Source organism: Micromonospora sp. (assembly GCF_048594385.1).
Classification (GTDB): Bacteria; Actinomycetota; Actinomycetes; order Mycobacteriales; family Micromonosporaceae; genus Micromonospora; species Micromonospora wenchangensis.
This window is the reverse complement of sequence record NZ_JBMDWU010000107.1, coordinates 1-20,330: the sequence shown is the minus strand read 5'-3', so window position 1 is coordinate 20,330 and position 20,330 is coordinate 1. Positions and strand designations below refer to the sequence as shown.

General features: G+C 74.7%; 18 protein-coding genes. 13 read left to right on the top strand and 5 right to left on the bottom strand.

The genetic code is table 11. The features are described 5' to 3' along the window. A partial coding sequence (locus ACOJTC_RS04875) for an AAA family ATPase (RefSeq protein ID WP_420115911.1) occupies nucleotides 1–1,974 on the bottom strand: 1,974 nt, incomplete at its 3' end. A gap of 195 nt (nucleotides 1,975–2,169) precedes the next feature. On the opposite strand from ACOJTC_RS04875, the gene ACOJTC_RS04870 reads away from it, so the two are divergent. From ACOJTC_RS04870 to ACOJTC_RS04850, 5 genes are all read left to right on the top strand, one after another. Next, nucleotides 2,170–5,163, top strand: coding sequence for a helix-turn-helix transcriptional regulator (locus ACOJTC_RS04870; RefSeq protein WP_420115910.1), 2,994 nt, complete (start codon nucleotides 2,170–2,172; stop codon nucleotides 5,161–5,163). A gap of 116 nt (nucleotides 5,164–5,279) precedes the next feature. Further along, complete coding sequence (locus ACOJTC_RS04865; protein ID WP_363653681.1) at nucleotides 5,280–6,050, top strand: DUF5995 family protein; 771 nt, start codon at nucleotides 5,280–5,282, stop codon at nucleotides 6,048–6,050. 74 nt (nucleotides 6,051–6,124) lie between these two features. Further along, nucleotides 6,125–6,874, top strand: a complete 750-nt coding sequence (locus ACOJTC_RS04860) for a phosphotransferase (protein WP_420115909.1) — start codon at nucleotides 6,125–6,127, stop codon at nucleotides 6,872–6,874. A 64-nt stretch (nucleotides 6,875–6,938) separates the two neighbouring features. Then, nucleotides 6,939–7,349, top strand: a complete 411-nt coding sequence (locus ACOJTC_RS04855; RefSeq protein ID WP_420115908.1) for a hypothetical protein — start codon at nucleotides 6,939–6,941, stop codon at nucleotides 7,347–7,349. A gap of 99 nt (nucleotides 7,350–7,448) precedes the next feature. Next, entirely contained in the window at nucleotides 7,449–9,557 is a 2,109-nt protein-coding gene (locus ACOJTC_RS04850; protein ID WP_232376981.1) for an amino acid transporter, read from the top strand. 270 nt (nucleotides 9,558–9,827) lie between these two features. Here the strand turns inward: ACOJTC_RS04850 and ACOJTC_RS04845 are convergent, their stop codons facing one another. The 4 genes from ACOJTC_RS04845 to ACOJTC_RS04830 form a co-directional block, all read right to left on the bottom strand. Beyond that, on the bottom strand, nucleotides 9,828–10,034 hold the full coding sequence (locus ACOJTC_RS04845) for a hypothetical protein (protein ID WP_145919792.1): 207 nt from the start codon (nucleotides 10,032–10,034) through the stop codon (nucleotides 9,828–9,830). A gap of 194 nt (nucleotides 10,035–10,228) precedes the next feature. Then, the gene (locus ACOJTC_RS04840; RefSeq protein ID WP_420115907.1) at nucleotides 10,229–11,434 is read right to left on the bottom strand and encodes a hypothetical protein; all 1,206 of its coding nucleotides are present in this window, start codon (nucleotides 11,432–11,434) and stop codon (nucleotides 10,229–10,231) included. A 199-nt stretch (nucleotides 11,435–11,633) separates the two neighbouring features. Further along, nucleotides 11,634–11,981, bottom strand: a complete 348-nt coding sequence (locus tag ACOJTC_RS04835) for a TcmI family type II polyketide cyclase (protein WP_357930162.1) — start codon at nucleotides 11,979–11,981, stop codon at nucleotides 11,634–11,636. After that, on the bottom strand, nucleotides 11,978–12,862 hold the full coding sequence (locus tag ACOJTC_RS04830; RefSeq protein ID WP_420115906.1) for an AfsR/SARP family transcriptional regulator: 885 nt from the start codon (nucleotides 12,860–12,862) through the stop codon (nucleotides 11,978–11,980). Before ACOJTC_RS04830 ends, ACOJTC_RS04835 begins: the two co-directional genes overlap by 4 nt. Nucleotides 12,863–13,218: 356 nt before the next feature. On the opposite strand from ACOJTC_RS04830, the gene ACOJTC_RS04825 reads away from it, so the two are divergent. The 8 genes from ACOJTC_RS04825 to ACOJTC_RS04790 all read left to right on the top strand — a co-directional run. Continuing rightward, nucleotides 13,219–13,926: an SRPBCC family protein gene (locus tag ACOJTC_RS04825; protein WP_420115905.1), complete on the top strand. Its 708-nt coding sequence runs from the start codon at nucleotides 13,219–13,221 to the stop codon at nucleotides 13,924–13,926. Continuing rightward, nucleotides 13,919–14,323, top strand: coding sequence for a cupin domain-containing protein (locus tag ACOJTC_RS04820; RefSeq protein WP_204922925.1), 405 nt, complete (start codon nucleotides 13,919–13,921; stop codon nucleotides 14,321–14,323). Before ACOJTC_RS04825 ends, ACOJTC_RS04820 begins: the two co-directional genes overlap by 8 nt. Next, nucleotides 14,320–15,588, top strand: a complete 1,269-nt coding sequence (locus ACOJTC_RS04815) for a beta-ketoacyl-[acyl-carrier-protein] synthase family protein (RefSeq protein WP_420115904.1) — start codon at nucleotides 14,320–14,322, stop codon at nucleotides 15,586–15,588. Before ACOJTC_RS04820 ends, ACOJTC_RS04815 begins: the two co-directional genes overlap by 4 nt. Nucleotides 15,589–15,626: 38 nt before the next feature. After that, nucleotides 15,627–16,892: a beta-ketoacyl synthase N-terminal-like domain-containing protein gene (locus tag ACOJTC_RS04810; RefSeq protein WP_420115913.1), complete on the top strand. Its 1,266-nt coding sequence runs from the start codon at nucleotides 15,627–15,629 to the stop codon at nucleotides 16,890–16,892. Nucleotides 16,893–17,284: 392 nt separating this feature from the next. Then, nucleotides 17,285–18,676, top strand: coding sequence for a class I adenylate-forming enzyme family protein (locus ACOJTC_RS04805; RefSeq protein WP_420115912.1), 1,392 nt, complete (start codon nucleotides 17,285–17,287; stop codon nucleotides 18,674–18,676). A gap of 161 nt (nucleotides 18,677–18,837) precedes the next feature. After that, a complete protein-coding gene (locus ACOJTC_RS04800) occupies nucleotides 18,838–19,104 on the top strand; it encodes an acyl carrier protein (protein WP_145919799.1) in 267 nt (88 codons plus the stop codon). After that, nucleotides 19,104–19,349 (top strand): hypothetical protein, encoded by a 246-nt coding sequence (locus tag ACOJTC_RS04795; protein WP_088647750.1) that lies wholly within the window; start codon nucleotides 19,104–19,106, stop codon nucleotides 19,347–19,349. Before ACOJTC_RS04800 ends, ACOJTC_RS04795 begins: the two co-directional genes overlap by 1 nt. Continuing rightward, nucleotides 19,342–20,330: beta-ketoacyl synthase N-terminal-like domain-containing protein (locus ACOJTC_RS04790; protein WP_420115903.1), on the top strand; the 989-nt coding region annotated here is incomplete at its 3' end. The genes ACOJTC_RS04795 and ACOJTC_RS04790, both read left to right, overlap by 8 nt.

Genomic DNA, 20,330 nt, shown 5'->3' with positions numbered 1-20,330 from the left:
CGTGCGCCGGCCCGGTGCGGCCCGGCGCACGGGTGCCACCCGCCCCGGGTCCCCGGCCCGGTGGGGCACCCCGACCGGGCGACGAGCCCCGACCCGCCCGGTCACGCCGGTCGGCCGGCTGGCCCCGGCCCGTGCGGCGGCCACCCCGGCCACCTCGGTCTGCGCGGCCACCCCGGCCTGTCCAGTCGTCCCGGTCGGTGCGGTCATCCCGGTCAGACCGGCGGATGCGGCCCGGCGGGCGAAGTCGGCGCGGACCGGGCGGGGCAGCCGGTCGGACGCGCAGCGGCGCACGGCCGGGTCGGCCACCACCAGACCACCCCGGGTCGACGGCTCCAGGAGCCCGGCGTCGGTGAGCCGGCGCAGCGCCCCGGCGACCCGCTCCGGGGCCCAGTCGAGCAGCACCGCCACGGCCGGGGCGGTGACCGGGACGTCGAGGGTCGCGGCGGCCATCAGCACCGCCCGGTGGGCACCGTCGCACCGGTCCAGCCGGGCGGCGGCGCGGCGGCGCAGCCCTTCGGGCAGGGCCGGCTCCGCCCCGGCGTCGACGGCGGGATCACCGGCCGTGCCGTGGCGGGGCATCGCCTCGACGTAGGCGGCGGCGTGGCCGGGCCGGCCGGCGACCAGCGGCAGCAGCCGGGCGGCGGCCCCGACCGGCCGGCCGGAGCCGGCGAGCAGCCGGCGCAGCAACCGGCCGGTGTGGAGGGTGCCCAGTGGGGCCAGTTCGATCAGGTGCGGGCCGGCGGGCGCGGGCAGCGGGTCCGTCCGGTCCGGCCGGTGGGTGGCCAGCACCGCCAGCGGCAGGCCCCGGTCGGTCGCGGCGGCGAACAGCGCGTGCACGAACCGTCCCAGCTCCGGGGCCGCCCGGTCCAGGTCGTCCACGCCGACCACCACCGGCCGGCGGGCGGCCAGGGCGAGCAGGACCCGGCGTACCGCCACCGCACCGGCGACCGCCGACCGGTCCGGGGCGTCCAGCAGCGCGGCGAGCGTCGTCACGGTCGGGCCGACCTGGCCCGCCGGGACCAGCCCGTCGACCAGGGCGGCCAGCCGGGGGCGGACCGCGTCCGTCGGGCCGCCGGCGGGCAGCCCCGCCAGGTCCCGCAGCAGCTGCGCGACCGGCCCGAACACCTGCTCCGGGTACGGCGGGCAGTGCGCCACCGCCCAGCGCACCGCCCGGCCGTCGACCTCGGTCAGCCGGTGGCGCAGCTCGGCCAGCACCCGGCTGCGGCCGATCCCGTCCGGGCCGGTGAGGGCCACCCACCGTGGACGATGTTCCCGGACCGCCCCGGTGAGCTGGTCCAGGGCGGTGGCGACCTCCCGGCGTCGACCGATCAGCGGGCCGTCGTGGCGGGCCGGCCGGCGGTGGGTGGGGCGGGTGACCCGCCAGACGTCGACCGGCAGCGCCTTGCCGGTGAGGCTGGCCGGGGCGAGGGCGTGCTGGTCGACCAGGCCGGCGGTGGCCCGGTGGGTGGCCGCGCAGACGACCACGCCGCCCGCCGGGGCGTACTCCTGGATGCGGGCGGCGGTGGTGAGGACCGCGCCGGAGGCCATGCCGTGCCCGCCGTCGCGGGCGGCGGCCAGGTCGACCACGGCCTCGCCGGTGGCGACACCCACCCGGACCCGCAGCGTCACCCCGCCGGGCAGCGTCCGCCGGTCCAGCGCGGCCTGGATCTCCAGGGCCGCCCGCACCGCCCGGTAGCCGTCCAACCCGTCGGAGGTACGCGCCCCGAACAGCGCCATCACCGCGTCGCCGACGTACTTCTCCACCGTGCCCTGCCAGCGGCGCAGCACCCCGGCGACGGTGTCGAAGTAGGCGAACTGCACCGCCCGGACATCCTCCGGGTCGAGCCGTTCGGTCACCGCGGTCGACCCGACGATGTCGGCGAACAGCACGGTCAGCGTGCGTCGTTCCTGCGGCACCGGCCAGGGCGTCGTGGTGGCGTCTTCCCGACCGGTACCGACCGTGGACAGTGGCATCCCACCCACCCCTCTCCTGCGCGGTGCTGCTGTTGTTGACGACGATCGGAGACTGTCACCACCGGGCTGACGGGGGATCTGCCGAACGACGTATGTCGGTCGGTCGCCACCTTTAGTCGCAATATCGACGCGAGAGGTACCAATGCCGGATCCAGCCCGTAGAACGGTGCGGGGACCTGTGACTAGGCTGCGGACATGGCCAGCGATGTGGACACCGCACCGCTCGTCGGCCGCGCCGACCAGCTGGCGGTGCTGCGCGCCGCGCTCCACGACGAGATCGGCCCCGGGCAGACCGCCGCCGTCTTCGTCACCGGTGAGAGCGGGGTGGGCAAGACCCGGCTGCTCACCGAGGCCGCGGCGCGGCTGCGCGACGCGGGGGCGGTGGTGCTCACCGGCTCCTGCCTGGACATCGGCGACGCATCACCGCTGCATCCGGTGCTCCAGGCGTTACGCCGCTTCGACGCCGACCTCACCGCCGGCCAGGCCCGCACCTCCTCGGCGGTGCGCGGTCTGCTGCGGACGTTCGCCGAGGACAGCGGCGGCGCGGACAGCGCCGGGGCGCTGCTGGAACGGGTCTCCCGGGGGCTGAGCCTGATCGCCGAGGGGCGTCCGCTGGTGCTCGTCCTCGACGACCTGCAGTGGGTGGACCGGACCACCCGGCAACTCCTGCTCTATCTGCTCGCCGGCCTGGGCGACCTGCAACTGTCGGTGCTGGCGGCGGTCCGGGCCGAGTCGCTGCAGGGGGCCCACCCGCTGCGCCGGGTGCTCACCGAGCTACGTCGGCTGCGGTCGGTGCGGGTGCTCGACCTGGGTCCCCTCGACCGTACCGGCACCGACCTGCTGGCCGCCGAGATCGTCGGCGCGCCGCTCGCCCCGGAGGCCGCCGACCAGGTCTGGCAGCGCAGCGGCGGGAACCCGTTCGTGGTCGAGGAACTGGCCCGTGACCTGCGCGACGGCCGCGACGGGCTGTCCGACACGCTGCGCGAGATCTTCCTGTCCCGGGTGGACGCGCTGCCCCGGCACGCGCACGCCGCGGTGCACGCGGTGGCGGCGGGCGTCGAACCGGTCGAGCACTGGCTGCTGGCCGAGGTGCTCGGCCTGCCCGAGGCGGAACTCATCGACGCGTTGCGGGAGGCGGTCGCCCACCGGCTGCTCGTCGGCGCGGACGACGGTTACCGGCTGCGGCACCGCCTGGTCGCCGAGGTGCTCGCCCACGAGCTGCTGCCGGCGGAACGCGCCGGCCTGCACCGCCGCTACGCCGAGGCGCTCACCCGGGTTCCGGCGGAGCTGCACCAGGCCCGGCTGGCCCACCACTGGCGGCTGGCCGGGGAGCCCGGCCGGGCCCTGCCGGCGGCGATGGCCGCCGCCCGGGAGGCCGAACGGCTGCACGGTTTCGCCGAGGCGCACCGGCACTGGACGGCGGCGTTGCAGTTGGCCGCGACGCCGGTCACCGGGCCGGTGGACGCCCCACCCGAGGTGGACCGGGCGGTGCTGCTGGGGCGGGCCGCCGAGGCCGCCCACAAGAGCGGCGAGCACGCCCGCGCGTTGTCCCTGCTGGCCGAGTTGACCGGGGGCGAGCCACTCGACCCGTCCTGCGCGGTGCGTATCCAACGGGCCCGTTACCTGGCCGCCGCCGGTCGGTCCGCCCCCGCCGAGGCGGAGTACCGCAGCGTGCTGGAGGCCGCCGAGTGCACCGCCCGGGAACGGGCCAATGCCGCCGCCCGGCTGGCCGAGCTGCTGCTGCACCTGGGGCGGTACGCCGACGCCGGGCAACGCGCGCGGGAGGCCCTGGAACTGGCCGCGTCGGTCGACGGCAGCACCACGGAGGTGGTGCTGGCCAGCTCCGCGCTCGGCTTCAGCGAGGCGTTCCTGGAGGACCCGGACGCCGGGCTGGCCGTGGTGCGCCGGGCCCTGGAGACCGCCGAACGCTCCGGCGGCCCGGAGGACGTGGCCTGCGCGTACCTGCACCTGGCGGAGCTGCTGACCGGGCCGCTGAACATCCTGGAGGAGGGGGTGGTGGTGGCCCGCCGGGGTGCCGAGCGGGTCGCCGAGCTGGGCCTGGGCCGCACCTACGAGACCCGGTTGTTGGCGATCGCCACCAACGGGCTGTTCCGGGTCGGCCAGTGGGCGGAGGCGGAGAAGGTGGTCGCGGCGGCGCTGCGGCACCGCCCGTCCGGCGCCGACGCGGTCGAGTTGCTGCTGGCCCGCTGCCGGCTCTCCGTCGGGTACGGCGACGTCGAGGCCTCCGACCGGGACCTGGAGGCGGTGGCGACGATGCTCGCCGGCGGTGGCGCGCCCCGGCACGTCCTGCCGATGCTGATCCTGCGGGCCGGGCTGGCGATGTGGCAGGGCCGGCACGACGTGGCCCGGCAGGCCGTGCAGCGGGGCCTGACCGAGAGCCGTTCCGACGACGTGGTGCTGTTGGGCGCGCTGGCCTGGCACGGGTTGCGCGCGGAGGCGGAGGCGCACGCGAGCCGTACCGTGGCGGTCGACGAGACGGCGGTCCGCCGGCTGCGCGACGCGGTCGACCGGGTGGCGGCCAAGAGCGCGACGGCCGCCGGGCCGGTGCGGGTCAACGCCGACGGTTTCCTGGCGTTGTGCACGGCCGAGCTGAGCCGCCTCGACGGCCGGGGCGACCCGGAGGCCTGGGCCCGGTCGGCGGCCGAGTGGGACAAGCGGAACCACCCCTACCCGGCGGCCTACTCCCGGCTGCGTCAGGCCGAGGCGTTGCTGGCCCGGCGCAGCCGCAGCAGCACGGCGACCACCCTGCTGCGGCAGGCGCACGAGATGGCGTCGAGCCTGGGTGCGGTGCCGCTGACCAGCGAGATCCGGACGCTGGCCGGCCGGGCACGGGTGGAGTTGACCGGTCGGGCCCAGCCCGGGGCGGGGCGGGTCCCGGCGGCCCGCAGGGGCGGTTCCCCGTCGTCGGGCACGGGTCGCGGTCGCGTCGTCGCGGCGGGGGAGACCGCGGCCGCCCCGCCGGGGGCCGACGAGCTGGCCCTGCTGACCGCACGGGAACGGGAGGTGCTCGCCGCGGTGGCCGAGGGGCTGACCAACAAGGAGATCGGTCAGCGGCTGTTCATCAGCGAACGCACCATCGGCGTGCACGTGTCGCACATCTTCGACAAGCTCCAGGTGCGGACCAGGGTCCAGGCCAGCGCCATCCACCTGCGTAACCGGGGCGAGTGAGCGTACGTCCGGCGCGGGCGAATACGTCGTTCTACTGATCCCCGCCGTGGCCGGCGCTGACAGGCTGTGCATCGGAAACGACGGCGCGGCGCTGCCCCGACCACTGTGGAGGAGACATGACGGAACCGGTCTGGGGGCCCGTCCACGCGGACATCGTCGATCTCCTCGCCGACCACCCGGAGGACGTCCCGGCGGTGGTCGACCACCTCACCAAGCTCCAGGACCTGCTGGTGCGGCTGCCGCCGCTGGAGCAGAGCTGCCCGCTCGCCGACTTCAACCGGCTCTACCTGACCATCACCAGCCGGGTGCTGGAGGGGCTCTACGACGACTACTTCGCCGATCCGGTGTTCCTGTCCCGGCTGGACGTGGAGTTCGCCGCCCGCTACTTCGACGCGATGCGGTTGTGGACCGAGTCCAGCCCGACCACCCCGCGCGCCTGGTCGTGCCTGTTCAAGCGGATGCGTGGCCCGGACGCCCGGCCGTTGCCGTCGGCGGCGGCGGGGGTGAACGCGCACATCAACTTCGACCTGCCGTTCGCCCTGGTGACCACGTTCGACCACCTGGAGTCCGAGCCGGTGGACGGCACCGAACAGCACCGCGACTACCTCAAGATCAACGACATCTTCGCCGACAAGATCCCGACGCTGCGGCGGGGTTACCTGGAGCGGTGGCAACTGCTCCTGGACATGCTCAACGGCGACATCGACGACTGGTACCAGGGCGAACTGGTCGAATACACCAGGGACGTGGCCTGGCGCAACGCGCAGAAGATCTGGCGTTGCCGGCACGACCCGCAGGCCCGAGACTGCGAGCGCACCCGGCTGGACGACAATGCCGCGGCGCTCGGCCGGCTGCTGCTGTCACCGCTGGGGGCGTTCCTGCAGTAGCAGCCGGGACGGGGGGTCCCCGCGCCCCGGGACACCCGGGGGCGGGGCCGCGTCCGGTTCACCAGGATGACCGGATGAGTCCGATCGAGGAGCCGCTGCCCGGCAACGTCACCACCGGCGTGGTGCGGGTCGGTGACACCGTCCGCCGTCCGGTCGGCCCGTGGACCGACGCCGTCGACGCCCTGCTGACCCACCTGCACGCCGTCGGCTTCGACGGTGCGCCCCGGCCGCTGGGCCGCGACGGGCAGGGCCGGCAGGTGCTGGAGTACGTGCCCGGGGAACTGGGCCACCCCTCGGGCCTGTACCCGACCGCGGAGCTTCCCTCGATCGGCCGGCTGCTGGCCGACCTGCACCGCGCCACCGCGGACTTCGTGCCACCCGAGGCGGCCCACTGGCAGGTGCCGATCCGCCCCGACGGCACGGACCTGCTCTGCCACCACGACGCGGCGCCGTGGAACCTGGTCCGCGCCCCGCGCGGCTGGGTGCTGATCGACTGGGACGGCGCGGGCCCCGGCACCCGCCGCTGGGAGCTGGCGTACGCCGCGCAGGCCATGGCCGGGATGCGCCCCGACCGGCCGGTGCCCGACTCGGCCCGCCGGCTGCGTGCCCTGGTCGACGGGTACGACCTGCCGGCGGCACACCGTCCCGCGCTCGCCGCGACCCTCGGCTCCCGGGCGCGGGCGATGTACGACCTGCTGCGCGACGGCGCCCGGCGCGGCATCCAGCCCTGGGCCCGGATCCACGCCGAGGACGGCCCCTACTGGCGGGCCGTCGCCGAGCACCTGTCGGCCCACGTCGACGACTGGACCCGGGCGCTGGCGTGACCCCGCGAACGGCGTGCGCCCGGCCGGCGGGTGTCGGACGGCCCTCCCGGGGTACCCGTCGGTCATGCCCGCACACCGGTTCACGTTCCGGTTCGACCCGGCCTTCCGGGTGCCGTTGGCGCTGCTCGGCATCCGACCGCAGACCTGCGCCGTGCTGCTCGACGACGCGGAACTGGTGATCCGGTTCGGCCGGTGGCGGCTGCGGACCGGCCGGGCGAACGTGGTCGACGCCCAGCGCGGCGGACCTTACCGCTGGTGGCGGGCCGTCGGGCCGCACCTGTCCCTGGCCGACCGGGGGGTCACCTTCGGCACCGGCACCACGGCCGGGGTGTGCCTGCGGTTCGGTACGCCGGTGCCGGGGCTGGCCCCCGGCCGGTGGCTGCGCCACCCGGCGGCCACCGTGACGGTGACCGACCCGGACGCCCTGCTGGCGGCCCTGCACCGCACCCCGGCCGACCAGCACCGTTCCGGCTGACGCCCGGCCTGCGCTGACGCCCGGCTTCCCCTGTTCCGGCCGGCCGGACCGCCTCCAGCGCCTACCGTCGGGGACAGGGGACACGAGGGCGGTCGGCGGATGGCGGACGGGCGGGACGGGACCCGGGGACGGCGGACCCGGGAACGACGGGGGAGCGCGCCGCCACCGGGGCACGGGCGGGCGTTGCGTGAGGCCCGGGACGCCGGCCAGGGTGAGCGCACCCGCCCCGGGCCGGTGGGCCTGCCGGAGTGCGTGAACAGCCACGCCCGCCCGGCCCGGCCCGGTGGCGCGCTGCGCCGGTGGCTGTTCGCGTACCGGGTGCAGCCGGTCGGCCCGGAGAGCGAGGAGGGCAGCCAGCGCCGGCACCCCTGGTGGCAGGTGATGTGCCTGACCGGGGTCGACTACTTCTCGACCCTGTCCTACCTGCCGGGCATCGCGGCGCTGGCCGCCGGGGCGCTCTCCCCGCTGGCCACCCTGCTGATCGTGGCGCTGACCCTGCTCGGGATGCTGCCGATGTACCGGCGGGTCGCCCGGGAGAGCCCGCACGGGCAGGGCTCGGTGGCGATGCTGGAGCGGCTGCTGCCGTTCTGGCGGGGCAAGATCTTCGTCCTGGTGCTGCTCGGTTTCGTCGCCACCTCGTGGATCATCACGATCACCCTGTCCGCCGCCGACGCCACGGTGCACCTGCTGGAGAACCCGTACCTGCCGTCGTCGGCGCCGCACGGTGACGGGCTGGCGGTGCTGGTGACGGTGGCGCTGCTGCTCGTCCTCGGCGGGGTGTTCCTGCTCGGGTTCAGCGAGGCGGTGCTGGTGGCCGTACCCCTGGTGGTGGTCTTCCTCGGCCTCAACGCGGTGATCGTGGCCGACGGCCTGGCCGGGATCGCCGCCGACCCGGGCGTCGTGCGGAACTGGACGGCGGCCCTGACCGCCGGGGGGTCCGGGGTGGGCGACCTGCTCGGCCCGGCGGTGCTGGCGTTCCCGCTGCTGGTCCTGGGCCTGTCCGGCTTCGAGACCGGGGTGAGCATGATGCCCCTGGTACGCGGGGCGGGCGAGGACCGTGCACAGCGGCTGGCCGCGCGGATCCGCAACACCCGCCGGCTGCTCACCGCCGCCGCGCTGATCATGTCGGTGTACCTGCTGACCACCACGTTCGTCACCACCGTGCTGATCCCGCCCCGGGAGTTCCAGCCGGGCGGGGCGGCGAACGGCCGGGCGTTGGCCTGGCTGGCCCACGCCCGGCTGGGGGAGGGGTTCGGCACGCTCTACGACATCAGCAGCGTGCTGATCCTCTGGTTCGCCGGGGCGTCGGCGATGGCTGGTCTGATCAACATCGTGCCGCGCTACCTGCCGTCGTACGGGATGGCGCCGGAGTGGGGCCGGGCGGTCCGGCCGGTGGTGCTGGTCTACACCCTGATCAGCATCGTCATCACCGTCGCCTTCCGGGCCGACGTCAACGCCCAGGCCGGCGCGTACGCCACCGGCATCCTGGCGATGATGGTCTCCGGCGCGGTGGCGGTGACCATCGCGACCGTCCGGGCCCGGCACCGGTTCGCCGCGTCCGGCTTCGCGGTGCTCACCGCCGTGCTGCTGTACGCGCTCGTCGAGAACGTCATCGAGAAGCCCGACGGGCTCGCCATCTCCGGCATGTTCATCGCCGGCATCGTGGCGGTGTCGCTGGTCTCCCGGATCACCCGGACCACCGAGCTGCGCACCGAACGGATCGAGTTCGACGAGCCGGCCCGACGGTTCGTCACCGAGTCGCTGGCCCACGACGGCCGGCTGCACCTGATCGCCAACAAGCGCGACACCGGCGCGCTCAAGGAGTACCGGGTCAAGGAACGGGCGCAGCGGAGCATGAACCCGGTGCCGGGCGCGTCCGACGTGCTCTTCCTGGAGATCGACGTGGTGGACCCGTCGGAGTTCAGCCAGGTGCTGTGGGTGCACGGGGTCGAGGTGGGCGGCTTCCGGGTGCTGCGGGCCAGCAGCCCGGCGGTGCCGAACGCGATCGCCGCCATCCTGTTGGCGCTGCGCGACGGCACGGGGGTCCGCCCGCACGCCCACTTCGAGTGGTCCGAGGGCAACCCCATCGCCCACCTGCTGCGCTACCTGATCCTCGGCCGGGGCGACACCCCACCCGTGGTCCGCGAGATCATCCGCAAGAGCGAACCCGACCCCTCCCGCCGCCCCGGCATCCACGTAGGCGCCTAACCCACCCCCACCCCCACCCCTCCCGCCTCGCCCCCGCCCTCCCGCGTGATCAAGAGGTTTGCGTCATCGGAGCGCGCATTTCTGACCACAACTTCTTGATCACCGCACGACGACCGTCGATGGGCGGGCGGGGGAGGGTTGCGGGGTGGGTTCCTAGGATGGTTAGCGGGTGTGGGGTGGTGGTCGCGCCGCGGAACGAGGCAGGTGATCTGGAGCGGACATGACGCGGCCCGCGCCCCGAGGGGTGGGCGCGGGCCGGGGAGGTGCGGCTTACTTGGACGGCTCGGGGAGCTTGCAGTCGATCTTCGGGTTGGCACCGATGTAGTTGAGCGGCCCGGCCACGATGGTCACCAGGATGGTGCCGGCCTCGGCACAGTTGGTGTCGTCATTCCCGTAGTAGCCGCGCTGACCAGCGGCGATGGCGCCGATGACCAGCCAGATGACGACGATGACTCCGAGGATCGACGAACCGCGCATGGGGGTGCCTCCCGGCTTGTGTGATGTTCGAGGTGACGCCCATGTACCCAACGGCCGGGACCGGGTAAACGGTATTCCGGAACGGTCAGCGCGATGATGGCCAATTCACCGACGGCGGGCCGCCGCGTACCCCGGACGACAGGGGCCGGCAGCCACGCCTCGCACGTGTCCACCGGCCCCGTCGGTTCTGCGGGTCAGTCCTGGCTGTCGCCGCCGGTCGGCGTCGGCAGCACCCGCTCGGCCTCGGCGCCCGCACCGGCCAGCACCTGCGCCTGCTGCGGCCAGGTGGCCAGGCTCGCGGTGGCACGCAGCCCGGCGGCACGGATCGTCTCCCGCAGGCTCGCCTCGTCCAGGGCGGCGAGCTGCCGGTAGCTGTGGATGCCGGCGGCCTGGAGCGCGGCGGCCATCTTCGGGCCGACCCCCTGGATACGCCGGAAGTCGTCCGCCGGCTCGTCCTGCGCCGCCGCGACCTCCGTGACCGGGGCACCCGCCGAACCCGGAGCACCATCCGCGACCGGGGCACCGTCCACGGCCGGAGCACCGGCCGAAACCGGGGTGCTGTCCGCGATCGCGGGGCTGTCGGCCTCGGGGGTGCGCTGTGCCGGGATCACCGGCCCGGCGGCGACCGGGGCGTCGTCCACGTCGGCCGTACGCGGGGCGGTGTCCTCGGGCGTGCCGGCCGGCTCCGGGTCCGTCGGGGTCGGTTCCGGCAGGTCGGCCGCCGCGCTGTCCGGGGTGTCCTCGGCGGTGGCCCGGGGCGCGGGGACCGGCGCGGCGGTCTCGTCGGTGACGCTGTTCGCGGGCGCGTCGTCCGAGGCGGTACGGCCGGCCAGGTCGACGGTGGTGGGCTCGTCCGCGAGGTCCGGCAGCGGGACGGTCCGGTCGGCGGCGACCGTGCTGGAGGTGCCGTTGACGGCGACGTCCTCGACGGCGGAAGCGCCGGACCCGGAGGCGACCGAGGACTCGGAGAGGGCGGGGGACTCGTCGGAGGCAGCGGACCCGGACAAGGCGGACGAGTCGGAGAGGGTGGAGGAGTCGGCAGGGGCCGTGGCGTCAGGGGAGGCCGTCAGGTCGGGGGCGGCGGAGGATTCGACCGGGCCGGCAGGGGCGGCCGAGCCGGTGGTGGCCGGGGTGAGGTGGTCGGGGTCCGGCGCGACGTGCGGGGTGGGGTCGTCGACGACGGCGGCGGGTGCCGGGGAGTCGTCGACCGTGGCGGCCGGACGCGGGGCGTCGATCGTGGCGGCGGCCTTCTCCTCGGGGGTGAGCCCGACGACCGGGTCACCCTCCACGATGGGCGCGGCGGCGGTCGGCTTCTGCCGTCCCCACAGCGCCCAGCCTCCGGCCAGGCCCACCAGCAGGGCCAGGATCACGACGAGCCACTGCCCGACAGTCGACGGCACGGCTACCTCCCTATTGCGTATGTCGTTGAAGTCGCGAGGAAAACGCGAAAACCCGCCGCAGCTTTGCACACGCGAATGTCGGACGACAGGGAGGACCACACCTCGTTGCGCAGGTGGAATGCCCGGTGTCGGGCGGTATCGACGTCACGACAGGGTGTCGTCGTCGGACGTCGGTGACGGTCCGCGCCGCAGCGGCGGTTCAGCGCAGCGGCTCCGGGCTGGGTGCGTCGGAGACGTCCCAGCTGTAGAAACAGCCGGCAGGCGCGTCCCGGGGCGACCGCCAGGTGGGCAGGTACGCCGACGTGTGGGCCGACAACCGTTCGTTGGTCCGCTGGTACAGCGGGTGCTGGCGGGCGGTGACCAGGGTGTCGACGTCCACCTCGGTGGTCTCCATCAGGTGCACGCACAGGTCGTGCAGGCGGTACAGGGAGCGGTGGCGCAGCCCGGTGAGTCCGGGTAGCTCGGTCGCGTCGGATTCGGCGAAGATCTGGGCGACCCGCCCCTCCGCGCCGGGAATGATCCTGCTGACGATCACCAGACGGCTCATCGGACCCCTCTCGCCGGTGGCGCGCCCCGATCGGTCCAGGGCTCACGGTGGGTTAACCCTGGCGGTGGGGATGTCACCTCGTCGTCACGCCGTCCGGCCGGCTCGTGACGGCGGGCGGCCGGGGTGCGGCGGGTGGCCCGCCGGATCGGGGCGAGGGTCTCGTCGACCAGGGCGCACATCGCGGGGGAGGGTTCCAGGCGCAGTTCCCGCATGAGCAGGTCCCGGTAGACGTAGAAGGCGTGCACCGCCTCGAACGCGTTGCCCTCGGCGAGGTGGATGCGTACCACCAGGCGGTGCGGGGTCTCCCGCAGCGGTTCGGCGGCCATCGCCTCCAGGGCGGCCTGCAACGCCTCGCCGTGCCGGCCGGCGTCGAGGTGGTCGACGGCGAGTTGTTCGAGCATGTGCAGCCGGAGTTGGCGCAGCCGTTCCCGGTCCAGCAGCACCCAGTCGTCGTACCAGCCGGGGAGCAGGTCGCGGCTGCCGGCGGCGAGCGCGTCGGCGGCGGCGCGCGGGTCGCCCCCGTCGCGGACCCGGGCGGCGGTGGCGACCAGGTCGTCCACGTCGAGCCGGACGGCCGGGTCGAGGCGGACGGTGTCCCCGCTGACCAGCAGCGGGCAGCAGGGGTCCTGGCGCAGCCGCCACAGGGCGGTCCGCAGGGACGACAACGCCCGTTCCTCGGGCACCTCGGGCCAGAGCAGGCCGGCGAGGTTGCTGCGGGTGGCGCCGGGGCGCAGTCCGATGAGGCCGATGACCCGTTGCAGCCCCCGGGGGACCACCACGGGGGTGTCGCCGTGCAGCAGCCGGAAACCGCCGAGCAGGTGCAGGCGTACCGGCGGGTCGGCCGGGACGTCGCTGGTCGGCGTGCTGGCATGACCGGTCACGGGCGCACCCCCCTGCACGGAAACCTGGGTCCAGATCGTCCGGTGTCCCGACGCGGTCCCCCGCGACGCCGTGGCCGGTTCACTGTGCGGCCGAGCCCGGCCGGCCGGCACGAACACTACCACTATGCTTACTCTCGGTCAACGAAAGTGTAGCCATGGTGACCGGGGTCGAATCGCCTCTGATCTGCGAACCTCCATCATGATGGACAGCTCGCGCATAGCCAATACACAGTCTGCGTCAACGCAACGTCACCACGAAGCGGGGGCGTTGCGGGCTGTGGTGTGACGCCCGGGTGACGGGTCCGGCGGAGGGTGGCGGCTACCGGGGTGAGTCGCCCGGTGGAGGAGGACCCGAGATGACCGTCACCCACGGCCGACCGCTGACCAGCGAGATCACCGAGATCCTGGTGACCCGCTGCGGTCTCGACGCCGACGCCGCTGCCCGCGCGCCCGCCGCCAGCCTGGAGGAGCTGGGCATGGACTCGCTGGCGCTGCTGGAACTGTCCGCCGTGGTCGCCGACCGCTGGCGGGTACGCATCCCCGAACAGGCCGGGCAGCTCAGCATCGCCGGCGTCGCCGACCTGGTGGCCGACGCCGGCCCGGCCGGGCACACCGAGAACAGCATCCTCATCGCCGCCCCGCTGGCGCTGGTGTGGAAGATCACCAACGACGTGGCGCGCTGGACGGACCTGTTCACCGAGTACGCGGTGGTGGAGATCCTGCACCGGGAGGGGGACACGGTGCGGTTCCGGCTCACCATGCACCCCGACGAGAACGGCGTCTCCTGGAGCTGGGTCAGCGAACGTACCGCCGACCCGGCGACCTGGCAGGTGCGGGCCCGGCGGGTGGAGACCGGCCCGTTCGAGTACATGCGCATCCACTGGTACTACGACACCGAACCGGAGGGCACCCGGATGACCTGGGTGCAGGACTTCGCGATGAAGCCGACCGCCCCGGTGGACGACGTGGCGATGACCGAGCGGATCAACACCAACAGCCGGGTGCAACTGGCCGTGATCAAGGAGCGGATCGAGCGGGCGTACGCGGGAGGCGGCGATGAGTGAGGTCACCACCGGTCTGGTCGCCGCCCGGGACGTACCGGCCGACCGGCGGCGCGGCGGGGAGCTGCGGGTGCTGCTCGGCCCACGTACCGTCGGCAGCACCTCGGGGTTCATGGGGGTGGTGACGGTGGCCCCCGGTGACCGGGTGGCCGAGCACTACCACCCGTACAGTGAGGAGTTCCTCTATCTCGTGCGCGGCGCGATCACCGTCGACCTGGACGACGAGCCGGTGCCGCTGGCCGCCGGGGAGGCGCTGTTCGTGCCGCGCAACGTGCGGCACCGGCTGCGCAACACCGGCGACGTCGCCGCCGAGGTGGTCTTCCACCTCGGCCCGCTCGCCCCCCGCCCGGAACTCGGCCACGTGGACACCGAGCTGGTCGAGCAGCGGGGTCCGTCGTGACCGGCCGACGGGTGGTGGTGACCGGTGTCGGGGTGGTCGCCCCGGGCGGGGTCACCCGGGACCGGTTCTGGAAGACCCTCACCGAGGGGCGGACGGCCACCCGGCGGATCAGCTTCTTCGACCCGTCGCCGTACCGGTCGCAGATCGCCGCCGAGTGCGACTTCGACCCGGACGCCGCCGGGCTCACCCCGGCACAGCGGCAACGCTCCGACCGGTACGTGCAGTTCGCGTTGGCCTGCGCGGCGGAGGCGCTGGCCGACAGCGGCCTGGAGCTGACCGACGCCGAGCGGGACGTCGCCGGGGTGGTGCTGGGCACCGCCGTCGGCGGCACGACCGCGCTGGAGCAGGAGTACGTCCGGGTCAGCGACTCCGGCCGGCACTGGCTGGTCGACCACGCCCTCGGTGGGCCGTACCTGTACCAGGCGCTGGTGCCGAGCAGTCTGGCCGCCGACGTGGCCTGCCGGCACGGGTTGCGCGGCCCGGCGCAGGTGGTCTCCACCGGCTGCACCTCCGGCATCGACGCCATCGGCTACGCCCACCAGCTCGTCGTCGACGGGGAGGCGGACGTCGTGCTGGCCGGCGCGGCCGACTCGCCGATCTCCCCGGTGACCGTGGCCTCGTTCGACGCGATCCGGGCGACCAGCCCGGACAACGACGACCCGGGGCACGCCAGCCGCCCGTTCGACGCGCACCGGCAGGGTTTCGTGCTCGCCGAGGGGGCGGCGGTGCTGGTGCTGGAGGAGTGGGAGCACGCCCGGCGGCGCGGCGCGCACGTCTACTGCGAGGTCGCCGGCTACGCCGGCCGCAGCAACGGCTTCCACATGACCGGGCTGCGGCCCGACGGGGTGGAGATGGGGCTGGCCATCGCGGCGGCGCTGCGGCAGGCCCGGCTGGACCCGTCGGCGGTCTCCTACGTCAGCGCGCACGGCTCGGGCACTCGGCAGAACGACAGGCACGAGACGGCGGCGTTCAAGCGGTCGCTGGGCCCCACGGCGTACCGGGTGCCGGTGAGTTCGATCAAGTCGATGGTCGGGCACTCGTTGGGCGCGATCGGCGCCATCGAGATGGCCGCCTGCGCCCTGGCCATCGAGTACGGCGTGGTGCCGCCGACGGCCAACTGGACCACCCGGGACCCGGAGTGCGACCTGGACTACGTGCCGAACGTGGCCCGGGAGACCCCGGTGGACGTGGCGTTGTCGGTGGGCAGCGGGTTCGGCGGCTTCCAGTCCGCGATGCTGTTCCGCCGGCTGGCGGTGACGCGGTGACGCTCCCCGCCCCCGCCGTCACCGCCGCCCCCGCCGTCATCCCCACCCCGGACGAGCGGGCGCGGGCGGTGGTGACCGGGATCGGGGTGGTCGCGCCCAGCGGCATCGGCGTCGACGCGCACTGGCGGACGGTGAGCGGGGGCATCCGGCGGACCGGGCCGATCACCCTGTTCGACCCGACCGGCTATCCCACCCGGGTCGGTGGCGAGGTCCCCGGCTTCCACCCGGCGGCCTACGTGGACACCCGGCAGCTCGTGCAGACCGACCGCTGGACCCAGCTCGGGTTCGCCGCGACCGCGTTGGCGCTCGCCGACGCCGGCCTGCCCGCCCGCGCCCCCGACCCGTACGCCTGGGCGGTCACCCTGGCCAGTTCGTCGGGGGGGAACCTGTTCGGGCAGCGGGAGCTGCAGCGGCTCTGGGGTGGGCCGAGCCGCACCGTCGGGGCGTACCAGTCGATCGCCTGGTTCTACGCGGCGAGCGTCGGGCAGTTGTCCATCCACCACCAGTTCAAGGGGCCGTCGGGGGTGCTGGTCGCCGAGGCCGCGGGTGGGCTGGACAGCCTGGCGCACGCGGTGCGGACCATCCGGCGGGGCACGTCGGTGGTGATCGCCGGGGCGACCGAGTGCCCGCTGAGCCCGTACGCGTTGGCCTGTCAGCTCCGTTCCGGGCTGCTCAGCGCCGTCGACGAGCCGGCGGCGGCGTACCGGCCGTTCGACCGGGCGGCCGGCGGGTACGTGCCCGCCGAGGGCGGTGCGGTCTTCGTGGTGGAGGAACGGGAGCACGCAGTGGCCCGGGGTGCCCGGATCTACGGGGAGGTGACCGGTTGGGCGGCCACCCACGACGCGGTGCACACCGGCCCGGACACGGCCGGCGACCCGGCGACGTACGCGCGGGCGATGCGGCTGGCGTTGGCCCGCTCCGGCAGCACGCCCGACGAGGTGGACCTGGTCGTGCCCGACGCGCTCGGGGTGCCACGGTACGACCGCAGCGAGGCGACGGCACTGCGGACGGTCTTCGGTGACCGGCCGCCGCCGGTGAGCACCCACAAGTCGTTGACCGGCCGGGCCCACCAGGGTGGGTCGGCCCTGGACGTGGCGACCGCGCTGCTCGCCTTCCACCACGACACGCTGCCCGCCTCGGCCGGCCCGGTCGAGCCGGCCCCCGGCTGCGAGTTGGGTTTCCTGCGTGCCCCGCGCCGGCCCGAGCACCGGGTGGCGTTGGTCTGCGCGCGTGGCTTCGACGGCTTCAACAGTGCCCTGGTGCTCCGGGGTGCCGCCCCGACACCGAGGAACGCCACCGACTGATCACTGTGCGTAACGCCCGCGTGGTGTGCCCCGCCGGCCGGGAGCTGCCCGCCGGGCACACCCCTGTCCGTGTCCGGCGGGTCGTGACGACAGGCCGTCGACCGTCCACCATGACCGGTGCCGACCTGGGCGGAGGGCCCGCCGGGTCGCCCGCGTCCCCAGTGGAACGGCGGGCACGGCGAAGCCGCCGGTGGTGTCGCGGGCCGGCGTACGCGCCCGATCCTGCCCGGCCGATCGAGCGGCGGCAATCCGGCCGGCCGCCTTTTATGATCTAGCCATTCGCATCTAGTAATGGTCTTCCGGGCTGTCGTAGGGTGCCGTGAGCACGCCAAGAGACATCATTTATGGGCGCATTCGCCCGATTCTATGCTGGACGGTGGCCGGCGGTGACCATGTATCGCCCGACGGAAGATCCTGCGGCGCAAGACCCCGGTTGGGTGGACGACGTGTTGTTCGCCGGCCCTCCGACCGACGTTTGTCTCCGGCTGCCCGAGCCGGTGGACCGGGGCACCCTGCACCGCCTGGTCGTCGCGGCACAGGACCGGCTGCGCGAGGCGGGACTGCGTCCCGGCGGGGCCGTCGCGCTGCGCCTGCCGCCCTCGGTGTCCTATGTGGTCAACCTGCTGGCGACCTGGCGCAGCGGCGCTCAGGCGGTGCTGCTCGACCACCGGCTCACCGACCACGAGGTCGACCGGGCGCTGCGCCGGCTCACCCCGCAGGTGGTCGTCGCCCCGGCCCGTACCGGTGGTGGCGCGCTGAAGGTCTTCCTCGACGTCACCGAGAGCGTCACCGCGTACGCCGACCGGCCGGCGGTCAGCGGGCACGCCGTGATCCAGCTCAGCTCCGGCTCCACCGGACCGTCCAAGGTGATCGGACGCACCGCCGCCGACCTGGTCGCCGAGGTGAACCGCTACACCCGCATCGACGGGGTGGCGCTGCCCGGCGAGCGGATCATCCTGCTGCCGTCCATGGTGCACGTGCTCGGCCTCGTCGGTGGACTGCTCTACGGCCTGCACGCCCACGTCGAGCTGGTCCCGCCGGAGCGGCTCGGCGGCGACGCCGTGCTGGCTGCGATCGCCGCCCAGGACACCCCGGCCACCGTGCTCGGCGTCCCGTTCCACATCGGCCTGCTCGCCTTCACCCGCCCCGACCGGCCGCTGCCCCAGTTCAAGCGGATGACCACCGGCGGGGAACTGGTCCCGCCGGCCGTCGTGCAGGCGTTCACCGACCGGCACGGCGTGCCCCTGGGCAACATGTACGGGATGACCGAGGTCGGCGTCATCGGCACCGACCTGTACGGGCGGCACCGGCCCGCCATCACCCCCGCCCCCGGCATCGAGGTCCGCGAGTCCGACGGTGAGCTGCTGATCAGCTGCCCCGCCTCGCCGTACGTCGGGCTCAGCGACCCCACCCGCTGGGCCGACGGCTGGCTGCGCACCCGCGACGCCGGCACCGTCGACCCGGACACCGGCCTGGTCACCGTCCGGGGCCGGCTCGACTCGCAGGTCTCCGTGGGGGGCCTCAAGGTCGACCTCACCGAGGTCGAGGCCACCCTCACCGGCCTGCCCGGGGTGGCCGCCGCCGTGGTCGCCTACGACGACGGGATCACCGCCTACGTGCAGCCCGACGGCCCGCTGTCCGAGGAGGAGCTGGACAAGCTCCTCGCGGAGCGGCTGGCCGGCTACAAGCGACCCCGCACCCTGCACCTGGTGGCGCAGCTGCCGCGTACCACCACCGGCAAACTGGTCCGCTCGCTGGACGTGCTGCGGGCGGCGGCGCCATGACCGGTCCGCTCCACCCCGCCCCCCGGCCGGTCCCCGTCGACCGCCGCCGGGACGCCACCACCGCGTCACCACCGGCCGACCGTCGGCGGTACGCCCGAACCACTTCCGCACGGTGCCCCGACCGGGCACCGGCGGCCCGCCCATCGAGAGAGGTAACCGTCATGCGAGACGAGGTCCGCACCTTCGTCATCGACCAGCTCCAGGACATGAACTACGACGTCGACGGGATCGACGACGACACCACGCTCGGCCCGTCCGGGGTGGACCTGGAGTCGCTCGCCCTGTCCGACCTGTCCGTCCGGGTGGAGGACCGCTACGGGCTGCGGTTCGCCGACGACGAGTCGGAGAAGCTGGCCCTGATGACGGTGGGGGAGTTCACCACCATGGTCGCCGACCGGGTCGCCGGGGCGACCACCGACAACCGCTGATGTCCGGTCAGCCCGACCTGGGGCGAGCTGACCTGGTGAGCATGCTCGCCGAACTGACCGGCAAACCCGTCGACCAGGTCCCGCACCGGGTCGGCTCGATGGAACTGGCCTGGCTGGTGCACCTCGTCGAACAGCGCTACGACACCCGGATGGACCTCACCGACGACCAGCTCGCCGGCATCCGCACCCTCGACGACGCCCTGGCCGTGTTCCACACCTGCCTCACCGCCTCCGCTGATGGTTGAGCGGAGCACCGTCACGATCTCCGGCACCTACGCCCTCAGCGCCTACGGCAGGGGCGTGGACGCCCTGCTGGCCGGGGTCCTGTCCGGGGTGCCGGCGTTCCGACCGGTCCACCGGTTCGACACCACCGGCCGCCGGGTGACCGTCGCGGCCACCCGCCCCGACGTGGCGACCCTGCCGCAGGAGCTGGCCGACGCCGTCGACGCCGCCTGCCGGGCGGCCGTGCTGGACCCGGCGCAGCGCCGGGCGTCGGCACTGCTCCTGGCCACCCACGGCGGGCCGGCCACCCTGCCCGGCCCGTACACCGACGACCGCCCGGCCGCCGACACCGCCGACCCGTGGTGGGCCGGTGGCGAACGGGACGACGCCGGCCCGGCCTGGCCGGAGCTGCCCGCCCTGGCCGACCGGCTGGCCCGGCGGTGCGGGCTCGGCGGACCGACCCGGGTCTACACCACCGCGTGCGTCTCGGCCAGCAACGCGGTCGCCGACGCCGCCGCCATGATCCGCCGGGGGGACACCGACCGGGTCGTCGTGGCCGCCGGCTACCTGGTGGAACCGGACCAGTACGCGCTCTTCGACGCCGGCCGGGCACTCGCCGCCGACGGGGCGGTCCGCCCGTTCAGCGCCGGACGGCAGGGCCTGCTGCTCGGCGACGGGGTGGCCGCGGTGGTGCTGGAGTCCGCCGCCGCGCTGCGCGGCCGCGGCGGTGAGCCGGTGGCGACGCTGGCCGGCTGGGGCCGGGCCGGCGACGCCCACCACCCGTGCCAACCCGATCCGCAGGGGGGCGGGCTGGCCCGCGCGATCGGCGCGGCGCTGGGCCGCGCCGGCCTGCCCGCCGGGGCGGTCGGCTACGTCAACGCCAACGCCACCGGCACCGGGTTCAGCGACGCCTCCGAGGCGGCGGCGCTGCGGCTGGCCCTGGGCGAGTGGGCCGGGCAGGTGCCGGTCAGCTCCACCAAGGCGCTGCACGGGCACGCGCTGGA

Excerpts from the sequence above, each read along its gene's own strand:
- ACOJTC_RS04865 (WP_363653681.1), top strand. The coding sequence starts at position 5,280 with ATGACGGAACCGGTCTGGGGGCCCGTCCACGCGGACATCGTCGATCTC.
- ACOJTC_RS04845 (WP_145919792.1), bottom strand. The coding sequence starts at position 10,034 with ATGCGCGGTTCGTCGATCCTCGGAGTCATCGTCGTCATCTGGCTGGTC.
- ACOJTC_RS04820 (WP_204922925.1), top strand. The coding sequence starts at position 13,919 with ATGAGTGAGGTCACCACCGGTCTGGTCGCCGCCCGGGACGTACCGGCC.
- ACOJTC_RS04835 (WP_357930162.1), bottom strand. The coding sequence starts at position 11,981 with ATGAGCCGTCTGGTGATCGTCAGCAGGATCATTCCCGGCGCGGAGGGG.
- ACOJTC_RS04870 (WP_420115910.1), top strand. The coding sequence starts at position 2,170 with ATGGCCAGCGATGTGGACACCGCACCGCTCGTCGGCCGCGCCGACCAG.
- ACOJTC_RS04800 (WP_145919799.1), top strand. The coding sequence starts at position 18,838 with ATGCGAGACGAGGTCCGCACCTTCGTCATCGACCAGCTCCAGGACATG.
- ACOJTC_RS04850 (WP_232376981.1), top strand. The coding sequence starts at position 7,449 with ATGGCGGACGGGCGGGACGGGACCCGGGGACGGCGGACCCGGGAACGA.
- ACOJTC_RS04855 (WP_420115908.1), top strand. The coding sequence starts at position 6,939 with ATGCCCGCACACCGGTTCACGTTCCGGTTCGACCCGGCCTTCCGGGTG.
- ACOJTC_RS04860 (WP_420115909.1), top strand. The coding sequence starts at position 6,125 with ATGAGTCCGATCGAGGAGCCGCTGCCCGGCAACGTCACCACCGGCGTG.
- ACOJTC_RS04795 (WP_088647750.1), top strand. The coding sequence starts at position 19,104 with ATGTCCGGTCAGCCCGACCTGGGGCGAGCTGACCTGGTGAGCATGCTC.
- ACOJTC_RS04825 (WP_420115905.1), top strand. The coding sequence starts at position 13,219 with ATGACCGTCACCCACGGCCGACCGCTGACCAGCGAGATCACCGAGATC.
- ACOJTC_RS04805 (WP_420115912.1), top strand. The coding sequence starts at position 17,285 with ATGTATCGCCCGACGGAAGATCCTGCGGCGCAAGACCCCGGTTGGGTG.